Genomic DNA, 15,318 nt, shown 5'->3' on the forward strand with positions numbered 1-15,318 from the left:
GAACGTTGATCCATAGAATATCAATTAATTTTTATATTAATCTTAGGGAGTTGAAATTCATTATGGAAAAAGCAAAAATGACGGTAGATAAAGATTTTACAATTGGTGTAGTGGATAAGCGCTTGTACGGATCATTTATTGAGCATCTGGGACGTGCCGTCTACGGCGGGATTTACGAGCCGGGGCATCCATCAGCGAACGAACAGGGTTTCCGCACGGATGTGCTGGAGATGGTCAAAGAGTTGAATGTACCGATTGTACGTTATCCTGGAGGTAATTTTGTATCCGGTTACAATTGGGAAGATTCGGTTGGACCTGTGTCAGAACGCAAACGCAGACTGGAACTGGCCTGGAGAACGATTGAGACCAATGAATTTGGCTTCAACGAATTCGTGGACTGGGCGAAACAGGCTAATTCTGAAGTCATGATGGCCGTTAATCTGGGGACACGGGGTACGGATGCAGCTCGCAACATTGTGGAATACAGCAACCATCCAGAAGGTTCGTATTATAGTGATCTTCGCATCAAACATGGATACAAGCAGCCACATGCGATCAAAACATGGTGTCTGGGCAACGAGATGGATGGTCCTTGGCAAATTGGTCACAAAACGGCAGATGAGTATGGACGGTTAGCTGTTGAAGCAGCAAAAGTCATGAAGTGGACGGACCCGACGATTGAGCTGGTAGCCTGCGGAAGTTCGAATCTGAATATGCCATCATTCCCGGAATGGGAAGCAACGGTGCTGGATCATACGTATGATCACGTGGAGTATCTTTCCTTGCATCAATACTACGGCAATCAAGAGCAAGATACGCCAACGTTCCTGGCACGCTCGCTTGAAATGGATCGTTTTATCGATACCGTGAAGGCAACTTGTGATTATATCAAAGCGAAGAAACGCAGCAAAAAAACGATGTATCTGTCCTTTGATGAGTGGAATGTATGGTATCACTCCAATGAAAATGATTCGAAGATGGACCCTTGGCAGATTGCTCCGCCACAGCTGGAGGATATCTACAATCATGAGGATGCACTGCTTGTTGGATGTATGTTGATCAGTATGCTCAAACATGCGGATCGGGTTAAAATGGCATGTCTGGCACAACTCGTTAACGTAATTGCACCAATCATGACAGATACGGGCGGTGGCTCATGGAGACAGACAATTTTCTATCCATTTATGCATACGTCCCTCTTCGGGCGTGGAACAGCATTGGTGCCATTGATCCAGTCTCCAAAATACGATACAAAACAAATCACAGATGTTCCTTATCTGGAAGCTATTGCGGTCCATAACGAAGAGCAGGGTGAAGTGACTGTATTCGCAGTCAACCGTCATCTGGAAGAATCCCTTCCGCTCGAAGTGGATCTGCGCAGCTTCGGGAAGTGTACCGTGATCGAGCATATCGTGCTGGAGAGTGATGATCTCAAAGCATCTAATACGGCAGCACAACCAAACCGCGTTGCCCCTCATAATCGCGGAGGTGCAGTTGTATCTGATACTCTAATTACGGCGAGCTTGGCGAAAGCATCATGGAACGTAATCCGTTTGAAAGTCCAGTAATGGTCAGCGTGTTTCTTGAATCAAAAAAAGCTGAGTGCGAGTTCATCGCATCCAGCTTTTTTTCGTTGTATTTATAGGCAAAGGAATGCATCGGAGGTGCGTACGCGCTTTCGCTTTAAAACTCAAAACTTTCGCCGTCACGCGGAATGAGCACCTGACCATCCATTTGCTCGGATGCCAGATAAGTCGCAAGATCCGTACGAGACATCATACAATGATTAATCGCATCCATGTGCACGGCGATGACATGAGCAGACGGCGCATGGCGCTTCACGGCTACAACGTCAGGCCCGTCCATTGTAATGGGATCACCCTCAAGGAAGCGTGCGCCGCCGGCATTCACAACAATGACATCAGGCGTATATTGACGAATGGCCTCAGCAGGTTCTTCACACCAGATGGTATCCCCAGCGATATAGGTGACGGGTTCTCCGTCTGCTTCAAGTACGAAACCGGACACGTTGCCCATACGTTCTCCGATTTCACCTGTACCATGATGCCCGGATGTACGGGCGAATCGGACAGAGTGATGCTCATGTTTTTCATCTACAGCTGTTACATTTGTGAATCCGGCACCCAAAAATACATTTTCATCCCCGGGCTGGCAGAACAGAGGAATGTCTTTATCAAGTTGTTTCGCTGCTGCTTCATCCCAGTGATCCGGATGAGTGTGTGTCACAATCAACAGATCCGGATTCAGGTAATCCGTTTCGGTTTCAGGCAGAGCTACTCTTGGATTACGTAACTCATTGGGTGTATTGGGGATTGCGGGGATGACTTCGGCGTCCATCAGCATTGGATCAACGAGAATGTTAAGCCCTCCGTATTCCAGCCACAGTGTTGCATTGCGAATCAATTGAATTTTCATTATATTTGCACTCCTTCGGGTTGTTTAATAGTATTACCCTATATGGTATACAACCCGTTTAACGTAGTACATAACATGATGAATGGAATTAGGCTATGCTAATTTCACCGTGAAAGGATTGCTGAAGCAAGATGAATGAAATGATAGATGACACGGATATCCGTATTTTGCAGATCCTGATTCAGGATGCCAAACGTTCTCACAAAGAGATCGGTGAACAGGTTCATCTCACGGGACAGGCCGTCGGTGCAAGAGTGCGGAAGCTGCAAGATCTGGGTGTGATTGAAGGGTATACGGTAAAATGGAACCCGGAACGCCTGGGCCTCGGCCTACAGGCATTTGTCACGGTTTTCTTGAACTCCGGTGACAGACATGCTGCCTTTCGTACATTCATTGCTGATCGTAAGGACATCGTTGAAGTCCATCGCGTCAGCGGGGAAGGCTGTTATCTGATGAGAGTGCAGACCGGCACCACAGAGCAGCTTGGCCAACTGCTTGAAGCATTGCTACCTTACGGCAATTACAAAGTCAGCCTGTCCATAGGTGTAGAGAAATCACAGTGATATGTGGGGAGCTTGTCCTCATCCATCCCGGTACTCAACGATCCTGCTTCTGTTCTTGCAAAGTCTCCTGAAGCAAAGTCACAGCCTGGTTCAGCTCTTTTTTGCTCAGCAGATGATCTGTCTGAATATGAGAACGTGTGCCGTCCTTCAGGAACAGAACGATCATGGGAGAAGCAGACAGGAGCCACTTGCTGCGGGCAGGTGAGGCGAGTTCAACTTTGCGAATCTGGCTCCAAGAAATCTTCCGTTTGCCCATGCTCAACACATCATCATTCCAGGATAACAACACGGCAGAGGTTCTGGTTAGTCGTGACACAAACATGAAGAATAGTGGTCCAATCAACCACATACCCAGTACGGCTGCGATGAAATAGTATATCGTCTCAAGTCTTTCGGCTTGTCCGTCCACGATGATCCATAATAAGCTCACGCACAAGAGAAGGAACAGGAAGCATAAACTTCCTTTCCATAAAGCTGTGCTGCGTCGGTAACGAATCTGCTGATGGTCACGCTTGGGTGTTTCGGGTTGATGCATAGATGTTCCTCCTAATTAACAATGCTGATCGATATGCCAAACGTGCCGCCTGCATAAGCAGAGCGGCATGTTCAACGTTATTGGCTATAACACAGAAGACAGACTCAGATGAATTCATTAGCCCGATCTATAGTTTAACACGAACTTAATTCAGGTCCATTACCCTGATATAGCTGAATTTTTACCTGCATCACGCGCATGCGTGTACAGATCGGCATATACGCCTTGAGCTTCAATCAGCTCCTGATGTGAGCCTTCCTCCACAATCTCACCATTCTCCATCACCAGAATTCGATCCGCATGCATCACCGTGGACAGACGATGGGCAATGACAATGGTGGTGCGTCCCTGGGATACCGATTCCAGCGCCTGCTGCACAAGCTGTTCCGTGTGTGAGTCCAGATTGGCGGTTGCCTCATCCAAGATGAGCACTCGGGGCTGGAACACAACGATCCGGGCAAACGATATCAACTGCCGCTCCCCGGCGGACAGCCCGCTTCCGCGTTCGGACAGATGTGTATCATATCCTTGTGACAAACGCGAAATCATGGCATGTGCTCCCACAAAACGGCAGGCTTCAATTGCCTGCTCTCGCGTAATATCCTCACGAAACATTCTCACATTATCAATAATGGAACCGGAGAACAGGAATGGTTCCTGTTGAATTAGACCCACAATCCGATGAAGTTTGGCCTGCGGCAGATGCCTAATATCGGTACCATCAATTTCGATACTGCCCTTGTCTACATCATAGAAGCGATTGAGCAGGGAGATCAGGGTGCTTTTGCCAGCGCCCGTTGTGCCCACGATACCTACCATTTCACCCGGATAGAGGTGCAGATTCATATGCTGGATCAGGGGCCGATCTGCCCGATAACCAAAAGACACATCATTAAAATCAATCTGGCCCATCACGTTCCGAGGTTCAAGCGAAGAGGCCATCATAGGCTCAGGATCGGCAACTTCAGGCCGCGTATTCAGAATGTTCCAGATGCGATCCATGGATACGGTGGTGGACTGGAATGTATTCCACTGCATCGTAATCTGGTTAATGGGCTGGAAGAACTGACGAATATAGCTGATAAACGCATACAATACCCCGACTTGCAGAGACTCACCCAGTACGGCGCGACCTCCAAGCCAGACCATCATGACCAGTGCCGCATTGCCAAGGATATCAAAGGTCCGGTTGAATATGACATTGGAGCGGGCTTGAGCAATGTTGGCTTTCAGATGGAGCGCATTTTGTTCCGAGAAACGTTTCTTCTGTTCTTCTTCCTGGTGAAAAGCCTGAATCAGGAACATGCCGGACAAGTTTTCCGCCGTAAATGCGATCAAACGGGAAAGACGGGTACGGGCATTCTGATAGGCTTTCCGCAGTCGGCTACGAAATAATACCGCAACCACAGCAATGACAGGCAGGACGATGAGGGAGTAACCCGCCAGCACAGGATCAAGTTGGAACATAAAGACGATAATGAGCACCAGCATCATACCATCTCGAATCAGACTGAGTAGGACTTGGGTGAAAAAGCTGCTGATGGTCTCCGTATCACTGGATACGTTCGTAACCAGACTCCCGATATGGAAACGGTCAAAGAAGGACATGGACATCTTGGAGATATGTTTGAACAGGTCCTTTCTAATCCGGGATACAATGTTCTGTCCCACATGCTGCAACAGATTATTCTGGATATAGGTAAAAATAAAACTGATGACAGCCAGCCCAAGAAAGATGGCTGCGAGCTGAACGAGAAAGCCCACGCTGGTCTGGCCTACGGCCAGATGATCATCGATGGCGATCTTCACCAGATAGGGTTGCAGCAGATCTGCCGATATGCCAAGCAGTGAGCAGAAGAAGATACCGGCAAAAGCCCATTTATGCGGTTTGGCGTATGCCATCATCGCTTTAAACGAAGTTCGTTTACTTTGATCGGCCTCTGCATCTGGGTGAAGTTCAGCGTTAGCGTTAGACATGATGTAATCCCTCCTCCTGCAAACGGTAGGTGGCCGCATACAACCCCTTGGCAGCCATCAACTGCGCATGTGTTCCCTGCTCAGCGACTCGCCCTTCATCCAGAACGATGATATCGTCTGCATGACGGACCGCGCTGATGCGATGAGAGATGATCAATGTGGTTTTGCCCTTGCCGATCTCACGCAAACTGCGCAGAATACCACTCTCGGTGACAGCATCAACCGCGCTCATACTGTCATCCAGAATAAGTAACTGTGCTTGTTTGATCAGTCCTCTTGCAAGGCTGGTTCGCTGACGTTGTCCACCAGACAGGGTGAGTCCGCGTTCGCCAAGCCGTGTATCGAAGCGATCAGGAAAACGGACAATATTGTCATAGATCATGGCTTGACGTGCACTATGTTCCACCGTATCCAGCGATACTTCCCGGTCGCTGAATGCGATGTTATCCCGGATGGTGGTGCTAAACAGGAAGCCATCCTGAGGGACATAGGCGATGCGCGATCTCAGACTTTCCAGCGACAGCTGCCGAATATCGGTGCCATTGATGCGGATTGTTCCTTCAGGTGGTTCATATGTACGCAGCAATAGCTTAACGAGGGTACTTTTACCTGAGCCGGTCTTGCCTACAATACCCACCGTTCGCCCGGCACGAATATGGAGTTGAATGTTTTTGAGAGCAGGAGATGAACTGCCAGGATAGGAGAAGGTTAGATTCTCCATGGTGATATCTTGTACGGTATGGAGCGCTGTGGCTTCGGGAAGTTCACGCACATCCGCTACTTCGCTGAGCAGGTCATTCACCCGCTCCAGTGATGCGCCTGAGCGCTGAACGGTATTAATAACATTGCCGATCTGTTGAAGCGGTCCCATGATCATGCGCAGATATAAGGTTAAGGCGACAAAACTCCCGAGTGTAATAGAATTCTGCATGGTCATAATACCTCCGACAAGCAGAGAAACGACCAATGAGATAGCTCCCAGCAGCGGGAGCAAAGCCTGAAACAACGAAGACAGACGAACCAGACGAAGCTGTTTGCTCTTAATTGCATCGACGGTGGTTCCAAAGCGTGCACGAGCACTGTCTTCGATGGCAAACGTCTTGGTTACGCGAATGCCACCCAGCTGCTCTTCTGCCGATTCCGTCATGGTAGCAAGAGCTTCCTGCACGTCGCGAGAGCGCTTGCGAATCCGTGGACCAAAAAACACGACCAGAAATGGAATCGCCAGCAAAGGAACAACACTGATTAGAATGAGCGTCAACGGAATCCCGCTAAGCAGCATCATGACAATGCAGGACAACAGCAGGAAGGTGGCATTGGTCATGAGCGTCACACCATTGGATATCGCTTCACGTACGGAAGTAACGTCATTCATGACATAACTCAGCAGTTTTCCGTTTCCTTGTTTGGAGAAATAATGTTCGCTAAGTTCGGAAAACTTACTGAATATACGCTCACGCGTCATGAATTCGAAGCGTCGACCGAGCTTCATAATCATGAATTGCCCGGTACCGAACAGCAGATTATACCCGATGGCAATAGCCAGAAGGGACAGGCTGTACTTTACGACTGTCTGCATCTGAAGTGTGTTCTGCATCAACTGATCCGTGAAGCTGCCGAGTATGCGGGGCAAGGATGCTTGCCCGACATTGGAGGCGATGATCAGAAGAACAGCAACCAGATAAACAGGCCAGTTCGACACAACATAACCGCGAAGTAATCCTTTCTTGGACATAAGCGTTGTTCTCCTTTTGTTATAGGTGAAGTCAGTTCAGCAGGTGGAGTCAAGAAAAGGGCCGACACCTGTTATTAGCGCGTCGTGCCCTCTTACTGTATGCGATCTAGTTCGTTGTTTATCCGTCATCCGATAGATTTCTCTATTCTTATTTTTGCGCTAATCCGATGGGATGTCAACGAAGCCAGTTAGCAAACCGTAGGTGAATCGGATTAGCTACGACGGAGAAGAGTTCTATGCCGTGTTCCCGTGTTGTATTCACCACATGTCGAAATTACTGAAACATTTTCTGAGGGTATCCCGTCTGTAGGAATGAAGAGGTAAAAAATAGGCTTTACTAATCATATGGAGGTGCCAGGAAATGAAACATAAAAAAGGATTGGCTGCAACGCTTGCACTCTGCGTTTCTTTGACAGCAGGAGGTGCATCGGTATTTGCTTTTACAGATGTGAAGGATGAAGGTCAGAAGTCGGTTGTGGATTCATTGAAATCAAAAGGCATTGTTAACGGAGTAACAGCGGATCTGTTCCGTCCAGATCTTGCATTGTCCGAGCCTCAGGGTGTTCAACTGATTGTGAACGCATTTGGTCTAAAAAATGAATTTGCGGAAGCATCCGCTCAGAATAAAATCAGTCCGGATACGTGGTATGCCGATGCGGTGCAGGCCGCTACTCAGAATGGACTGTCCATTCCGGTTGAAGTGAACCCACAGGGCAAGATGACGCGTGAACTGTTTGTCATTTTGCTACATGAAGGGATTAACACAACCGGGAATTATCCGGTCATCATGAAGTATAATCTTGTTAAGGACGAAAATAAAATCGGTAAGGACGCCATATCTGCAGTCCAGAACCTGCTGAACATGAACATCATTGAACTGGATAAGGACGGGAATTTCCGTCCAGATCAGTCGCTTACCCGTATGGAGGCTGCAAGCATGATCTTTAATGCACTCGAATTTGTGGATAAACACGGCAATGGCGGCTCAGCAGAGCCAACTCCAACCAATCCAGGTGAAGGCCAACAAGCGATTGTACCTGAAGTAACAACGACCAAGGTTGATGACAAAACAACCAAAGTTAAACTTAGTGCTGAAATGCCGCACCCTGGTTATGGATTGAAGATTGATGATGTGAAATTGGAGAAGGATGGACGCGCCATCGTGCTCTATTCCATTATTCAACCTGATCCAGACATGATGTATCCGATGGTTATCACAAATGTGACTGCAGAAACGGATATCCCAACAGGCTATACAGCAGAAGCTCAACCTTCTGGTAAGTAAATTCCTGCAAACCCTACAACTGAACATGGTTAAAACGGATGTGTATCTTCAAAACGACTCTCCATACATGTATGGAGAGTCGTTTTTTATTTGAATTGAAACTGTATCCAGGTTTTCACATGATCATTTATATTACATTTAGTGTTATTAATTCTGTCATTTTTTATGAATGAAATGGATATCTGCTTAGGATATAAAGCCAGTTCGTGTTAGCGGAATGGCTTTTTTTAATGGTCTTTTCCGAAATATCTACTGTTTTCAGATTCCAGACATTGTGCAAAATCTACATATATGATTCCATATTTCCAGTGTTTATAAGCGTTTATGTATCCTAAAGCCAAAGATAAAAACAACATATATACGAAAGAGGGAGGAGAAATATAGAATAAAGGCAAGCCATTACAGGCTTGTAATATGCAAGAGGTTTATGATAGATAATATTACATTAAAGTATGATGGCTGTAGACATCAATACCGTGTCCCATGCGTATATGTGGGTTTTGACTTTAAGGTCTGTTTTCGGATCTGACATCTTTCAAGTTCATGTGATGAAACTTTCAATGACAACTACAGGAGGGAAATAGGTCAAATTCTACATGTTTTACAACCCTGAAATGACAATGATAAGCTGGAAACAAAAGTGTAAACCCCCGTTGTAACAGCATATTCCGTGATTTTAGAAGTGAAGATTGAAATGGCATATTTACGGATTAGGCAATGAACCATAAACTCGGTATGTAAGCGTTACCAAAAAAGGAGGAAACAACTGATGCAACCAGATGGGAAGTCCGCCTTATCGCAAAACTTATCGGTATACACCAATCCGAGCAGTAAGAAAAATAAATTATGGAGAAGGACGATTCGGAACTGGGAGTTGTATCTGTTTATTGCACCAGCCTTTCTATATTTTCTGATATTCCATTATGGTCCGATGTACGGCATACAAATTGCATTTAAAAACTTTATCCCAACGCTTGGTGTCACAGGAAGCCCATGGGTCGGATTCGATCATTTCATCCGTTTCTTCAATTCGTATTATTTCTGGGATTTATTATGGAATACCCTTAGCATCAGCTTGTATGAGCTGGCTATAGGTTTTCCACTGCCGATTATTCTGGCGTTAGCGTTCAATGAAGTGAAGGATTCCTTCTTCAAGCGTACTGTGCAGACCGTCACGTATGCACCGCATTTCATTTCGGTCGTGGTGATGTCGGGCATGATCATTACCTTTTTATCACCCTCGTCAGGCATGATTGTCAATTTGGTACAGGCCCTTGGATTCCAGGCACCTCAATTCCTGACGGACCCTGCGTGGTTCAAGACAGTGTATGTACTGTCGGGAGTCTGGCAAAGTGCAGGCTGGGGCACCATTATATACCTTGCCGCTCTATCGGGTGTGGACCCGCAACTGCATGAAGCGGCTGTGGTGGATGGTGCGAGCCGGTTTAAACGGATTTTGCATATTAACATTCCAGCGATCATCCCTACGATCACGATCTTGTTAATTCTGAATATGGGCAGTATTCTGGGCGTCGGATTTGAGAAAATCCTGCTGCTGCAAAATCCGCTGAATATGGGCTCGTCCGATGTCATCTCAACATTTGTCTATCGGTCCGGTCTGGTCGATGCACAGTACAGTTTCTCTACGGCGGTGGGATTGTTCAACTCCGTAGTTAATGCGATTCTGCTTATTACCGTGAATCAGATTGCACGCCGCACCAGTGAAAATAGCTTATGGTAAAAGGAGGGAAAACACATGTCATCCGCTGTGAAAGAAAGCAGAAGTGATAAATTGTTCTTATTGTGCAATTACATCTATCTGACGGTAGCGCTTGTCATTGTGCTGTATCCGCTGTTATACATCATCAGTGCTTCAATCAGTGATCCCAAATATGTAGCTTCCGGTGAGATGTGGCTGCTTCCAAAAGGGATTACGTTTGAAGGTTACGCCCGGGTGTTTGAGAACACCAACATCTGGATTGGGTACAAAAATACGATCATTTATACCGTTGTAGGCACCATCGTTAACCTGATTGTTACACTACCGGCAGCCTATGCGCTCAGCCGCTCGGACTTTGTGGGACGTGGATTCTTCATGGCGATGTTTATGGTAACGATGTTCTTCGGCGGAGGGCTTGTCCCAAGTTACCTGCTGGTCAAGGATCTTGGTATGGTGAACAGCATGTGGGCACTTATTCTGCCCGGGGCTGCATCCATCTGGAATATTATCGTATGCCGTACGTTCTTCCAATCGACCATTCCCAAGGAGCTGCAGGAAGCAGCGCATATTGATGGATGTACCAACACACGCTTGTTCGTCAAAATCGTGCTTCCGCTCTCCATGCCAATCATTGCAGTGATGGCACTCTTCTATGGAGTCGGACACTGGAACAGCTATTTCAGCGCCATGATTTATCTGAACGATTCATCCAAGTACCCGTTGCAGCTCTTTCTGCGGCAGATTCTCGTGCTTCAGGAAATGGCGGCTCAAGGGGGAGGGGCCATTGATACCTCTTCAGCAACGGCGATGAATACCAAAGCGGAGATTGCTGCACTGGTCAAATATGCTGTCATTATTGTTGCCACCCTACCAGTCATTGCAGTGTATCCATTCCTCCAGCGTTACTTTGTACAGGGTGTTATGATCGGTTCCGTTAAGGGATGATCTTAATCCATATACCACATTAAACAAGGGGAGTTGTTGTTATGAAAAAGCTTCGCAAGGCTTCATCCATTACACTCTGTCTCACCTTATTCGCAACATTGCTTGCAGCTTGTGGTTCAACCAATGAAGACGGAAGCACGACCTCCAAAGTAGAGGGGGTCAAAAAAGAAGGTTTCCCCATTGTAGACAAAACGCTAACGTTAAAGGTCATGTCTCAGGATGCGGGCGTAGCCGATTGGAGCACGATGCCTGTGCTGCAAGAAATGGAGAAATTGTCGGGCATCAAGCTGGAGTACCAGCTCTCACCAATCGACAGCTTTGAAACGAAGAAAAATCTGGTTTTCGCGAGCGGAGACTTGCCCGATATGTTCTATGCTGCGGACCTCAAGCCAGCTGAGCAGGTGACATATGGCAGTCAGGGCATTCTGATCCCGTTGGAAAAATACATTGACGAGGGTTACGCCCCGAATATCAAAAAGATTCTCGATGAGAACCCGGATGTCCGCAAATCATTTACAACACCTGATGGGCATATGTATGCACTCCCATTCATTGATAAAGCCGCCGTGTGGTATAGAGGCCCAATGTGGTACAACGGGGAATTCTTGAAGGCACTTAATGTTGAAGAGCCTAAGACCACGGAAGAATTGTATACGTATCTCAAGCGTGTAAAAGAAGAAGATCCGAATGGTAATGGCCAGCAAGATGAAATTCCGCTGACTTCTGTAAAACTGGATGATCTTCGCATGTTTTTCTTCGGCTTCTGGGGAATGTACAACGAAGGCATCTATTCTGATAAGGACGGAAAAGTTCACTACCCTTATCAAGAAGAAGGTTATAAAGGGTATCTGACATTCATGAATCGCTTGTGGAAGGAAGATTTGCTGGATCATGAGACCTTCTCTCAAACAGGCGATCAGAAAAAAGCTAAAGGTGAAAGCAACAAACTTGCACTGTTCAACGATTACCATCCATACTTCACGCTCGGTGGTGAACCTAGCACGGATCATCCGCTGATGACACCCGTGAAGAGTGAGGTAGCAGACTCTCCGGTATACGGCAAACACCCGGGTATGTCGGCTCGCGGTACCTTTGCTATTACGAGCAGTAACCCGTCACCTGAGGCGACGATGCGATGGATCGATTACTTGTACAGCTATGAAGGTGCGACTCTGTTCAATCAAGGTCCGGAAGGTGTGTTATGGCAATTCAAAGACAAGGAAAATCACGTAAAAGAGTGGCTTCCCGTTCCTGGGGGTGGGGATCGTGAGGAATACCGCGGTAAAATCACGCCGAACTTTGGTATCTTGACACCTGGCATTAATGATCCCGAAGTAGCGAAGGGTCTTCGCACCGAATTTGATGAGTGGATTGACCAGCAGAATCAAGAGAAGTTGGTACCTATCGGAAAAGCACCATTTCCTAACGTTTATTTGACGAATGAAGAGCAAAGCGAAGCAACCGCTCTATTGTCTGACCTGGATACGTACGTTAAACAGATGGAAGCGAAGTTTGTGACCGGCCAGGAACCACTTGAGAACTGGGATAAGTACATTGCACAGATGAAGAAAATGGGCAGTGACCGTATCATCGAACTGTATCAGGGGGCATATGACCGCTGGAATTCGGGGCAATAAAGCCTATCGAGGTACATCCCATGCAGAAAGACAGCAGTTAGCTTCAATAATGTTAGCTGCATTAAATTTTTCGCATATAAGAATTCTCGGGGGAGGTGGACCGTTGTGCAGAAATGGTTTGAAGAGGCCAAACTGGGGATATTCATCCACTATGGCATCTATGCGGTAGACGGGGTTGCGGAGTCTTGGTCCTTCTATAATGGCAGGATGTCCTACGACGAATATATGAATCAACTGGATGGGTTTACGGCTTCGGAATTCAACGCGGAGAAGTGGGCGGACCTGATTGAAAAGTCTGGAGCCCGGTATGCGGTGCTGACAACGAAGCATCATGATGGCGTTGCTTTATGGGATACGCAATATAGTGACCTCAATGTTGTCAAACAGACACCAGCGAATCGTGACATTGTGAAGGAATATGCGGAAGCGATTCGGGAAAAGGGCATTCATCTGGGGATGTATTTCTCGCTGATTGATTGGTCACACCCGGATTATCCTAGCGTGTATGAAGGTGGAAAAGTACCGGAGGATCTCAGTAGTGTCAACCGGCATTCAAGTCCTGTGGACGGCGTTCAGGATCAGGCAAAGTGGCAGAAGTTCCTGCAATTTAATAACCATCAACTGGGAGAGATTTTAACAAATTACGGAAAGGTGGATCTGCTGTGGTTTGATGGGGACTGGGAACGGAGCGCCCAACAGTGGAATCTGCCGGAGTTCAAGCATTATCTTCAATCTTTTAACCCGGATATCATCATCAACTCCCGCCTTCAAGGTTATGGGGATTACAAAACGCCTGAGCAGGGCATTCCGATTACAAGACCGGAGGGACCTTGGGAATTCTGCACCACAATCAATACATCTTGGGGTTATGTGCCAACCGATCATAAATATAAATCCTTGAATCAGATCATTCGGATGTTCTGTGATTGTATTTCGATGGGCGGTAATATGTTGCTGGATATCGGTCCGCGTGAAGACGGCACCATCGATCAGAGGCAGGAGGATATTCTGCTTGGGCTGGGAGCTTGGATCCGAACCCATGAAGAGGCGGTCTTCGGCACGAGTGAAGGCATTATGCCTCGCTATTATCTGGGGGGAAGCACCGTATCCGAGGATCGAAAGACGCTGTACCTGTTTGTGTATGACGATCCAAAAGAGAATGTGTGCATCAAAGGTCTCTGCAATCCGATCAAGAAAATTACCGTGCTGCATTCGGGCAAAGAACTTCATCATGAGATTCATGGAGGCGTGCCATGGTTCAATATCCCGGGAACAACGTGGATTAAGATGACCCCGGAGGACACACATGAACAGGTGACCGTTCTTAAGCTCGAATTCGATGAGGAGCTGGAAATGTACGGCGGCGCTGGAGCCGTTGTCACCCATAACTAACTATTAGGGGGAGGGCGTGTGCCGATAGATGCATGCCTTCCCTTACGAATTGGAGAGAGTGACATGAACAGAAGTGGAGTGCCAGAGCCCAAGATTGAGTATGCTCCCAAACATTATATATGCAAGCGTGCGCAGGAACCGTTGGTATTAGACGGCCGTGTGGATAAGGCATTTTGGGATACGGCCCATTGGACAGATGATTTCGTTGATATCGAAGGTGATATTCGTCCAAAGCCAGAGAAACAGACGCAGGTAAAAATGCTGTGGGATGACGACTATTTCTACTTTGCTGCCGAGCTGATGGAAGATCAGATATGGGCTACCCTGACTGAGCGTGATTCCGTTATTTTTTATGATAATGACTTCGAGATTTTTATCGATCCCGACGGGGATTCCCATCAATATTATGAGTTCGAGATCAATGCGCTCAATACCGTATGGGACCTGTTATTAGTGAAGCCTTATCGGGATGGTGGGCCTCCGGTTAACGGTTGGGATATCAACGGTCTCAAGACGGCCGTATATATCGATGGGGAACTGAACAGACCTGGTGCAGAGAACCGGAAATGGAGCGTGGAAGTTGCAATTCCCTGGACCAGTCTAAAGGAATGTGCCGAAGGAAACCGTCCACCTGCGCCGGGTGAATTCTGGCGTGTCAACTTCTCACGTGTGGAGTGGCAGACCGAGGTACAGGACGGTGAATACCGCAAGGTGCTGAATCCGGAGACGGGCAAACCTTATCCAGAGGACAACTGGGTGTGGTCACCTATGGGTATTATCAACATGCATTACCCGGAGTTATGGGGTTATGTTGTATTCTCGGATGACGGAACGGATCAGTCGTTTGAGTTGCCGGAAGACGAACGAATCAAATGGGAGCTTCGCAAGCTCTATTACCGTGAACGTAATTATTATGAAACCCATGGTGAATTTACACAGGATGTGAAGCTGCTTATGGGTGAGGAATCATGGAGTTGTGAGCCTGTTATTGAAACGACTCGCAGCCTGTTCCAGATTACTGCGCCGTCTTTGGACGGGACGGCCTTGATCTGTATTCGGGAAGACGGAAAGCTGTGGAAGGAGTGAGAATGCA

12 protein-coding genes are annotated in these 15,318 nt (G+C 47.2%); 8 read left to right on the top strand and 4 right to left on the bottom strand.

All coding sequences use genetic code 11. From position 1 onward, the window contains the following. The first annotated feature begins 62 nt into the window (after positions 1 to 62). The gene (arfA, locus tag MHB85_RS05900) at positions 63 to 1,568 is read left to right on the top strand and encodes an arabinosylfuranosidase ArfA (protein WP_100526926.1); all 1,506 of its coding nucleotides are present in this window, start codon (positions 63 to 65) and stop codon (positions 1,566 to 1,568) included. A 115-nt stretch (positions 1,569 to 1,683) separates the two neighbouring features. On the opposite strand, the gene MHB85_RS05905 is transcribed toward arfA, so the two are convergent. After that, a complete protein-coding gene (locus MHB85_RS05905) occupies positions 1,684 to 2,436 on the bottom strand; it encodes an MBL fold metallo-hydrolase (RefSeq protein WP_105600788.1) in 753 nt (250 codons plus the stop codon). A 131-nt stretch (positions 2,437 to 2,567) separates the two neighbouring features. Here MHB85_RS05905 and MHB85_RS05910 point away from each other — a divergent pair, with 131 nt between their 5' ends. Next, positions 2,568 to 2,999, top strand: a complete 432-nt coding sequence (locus tag MHB85_RS05910) for an Lrp/AsnC family transcriptional regulator (protein WP_091015568.1) — start codon at positions 2,568 to 2,570, stop codon at positions 2,997 to 2,999. A 34-nt stretch (positions 3,000 to 3,033) separates the two neighbouring features. On the opposite strand, the gene MHB85_RS05915 is transcribed toward MHB85_RS05910, so the two are convergent. The 3 genes from MHB85_RS05915 to MHB85_RS05925 form a co-directional block, all read right to left on the bottom strand. Then, complete coding sequence (locus MHB85_RS05915; RefSeq protein WP_192132952.1) at positions 3,034 to 3,534, bottom strand: hypothetical protein; 501 nt, start codon at positions 3,532 to 3,534, stop codon at positions 3,034 to 3,036. A gap of 159 nt (positions 3,535 to 3,693) precedes the next feature. Continuing rightward, a complete protein-coding gene (locus tag MHB85_RS05920; RefSeq protein WP_341072606.1) occupies positions 3,694 to 5,511 on the bottom strand; it encodes an ABC transporter ATP-binding protein in 1,818 nt (605 codons plus the stop codon). Beyond that, entirely contained in the window at positions 5,504 to 7,246 is a 1,743-nt protein-coding gene (locus MHB85_RS05925) for an ABC transporter ATP-binding protein (protein WP_091015563.1), read from the bottom strand. The genes MHB85_RS05920 and MHB85_RS05925 overlap by 8 nt, the downstream gene beginning before the upstream one ends. A 361-nt stretch (positions 7,247 to 7,607) precedes the next feature. Here MHB85_RS05925 and MHB85_RS05930 point away from each other — a divergent pair, with 361 nt between their 5' ends. From MHB85_RS05930 to MHB85_RS05955, 6 genes are all read left to right on the top strand, one after another. Further along, complete coding sequence (locus MHB85_RS05930) at positions 7,608 to 8,531, top strand: S-layer homology domain-containing protein (protein ID WP_091015562.1); 924 nt, start codon at positions 7,608 to 7,610, stop codon at positions 8,529 to 8,531. Between the two features lie 769 nt (positions 8,532 to 9,300). Further along, entirely contained in the window at positions 9,301 to 10,272 is a 972-nt protein-coding gene (locus MHB85_RS05935; RefSeq protein ID WP_036668763.1) for an ABC transporter permease, read from the top strand. A 15-nt stretch (positions 10,273 to 10,287) separates the two neighbouring features. Next, a complete protein-coding gene (locus tag MHB85_RS05940) occupies positions 10,288 to 11,196 on the top strand; it encodes a carbohydrate ABC transporter permease (RefSeq protein ID WP_091015560.1) in 909 nt (302 codons plus the stop codon). Between the two features lie 41 nt (positions 11,197 to 11,237). Then, positions 11,238 to 12,833, top strand: coding sequence for an extracellular solute-binding protein (locus MHB85_RS05945; protein WP_091015558.1), 1,596 nt, complete (start codon positions 11,238 to 11,240; stop codon positions 12,831 to 12,833). Positions 12,834 to 12,938: 105 nt separating this feature from the next. Further along, complete coding sequence (locus MHB85_RS05950) at positions 12,939 to 14,225, top strand: alpha-L-fucosidase (RefSeq protein WP_341072608.1); 1,287 nt, start codon at positions 12,939 to 12,941, stop codon at positions 14,223 to 14,225. A gap of 63 nt (positions 14,226 to 14,288) precedes the next feature. Beyond that, positions 14,289 to 15,311: a carbohydrate-binding family 9-like protein gene (locus MHB85_RS05955; protein WP_341072609.1), complete on the top strand. Its 1,023-nt coding sequence runs from the start codon at positions 14,289 to 14,291 to the stop codon at positions 15,309 to 15,311. Positions 15,312 to 15,318 lie beyond the last annotated feature (7 nt).

The sequence above is a fragment of the Paenibacillus sp. FSL K6-4396 genome (assembly GCF_038002525.1).
Classification (GTDB): domain Bacteria; phylum Bacillota; class Bacilli; order Paenibacillales; family Paenibacillaceae; genus Paenibacillus; species Paenibacillus amylolyticus_B.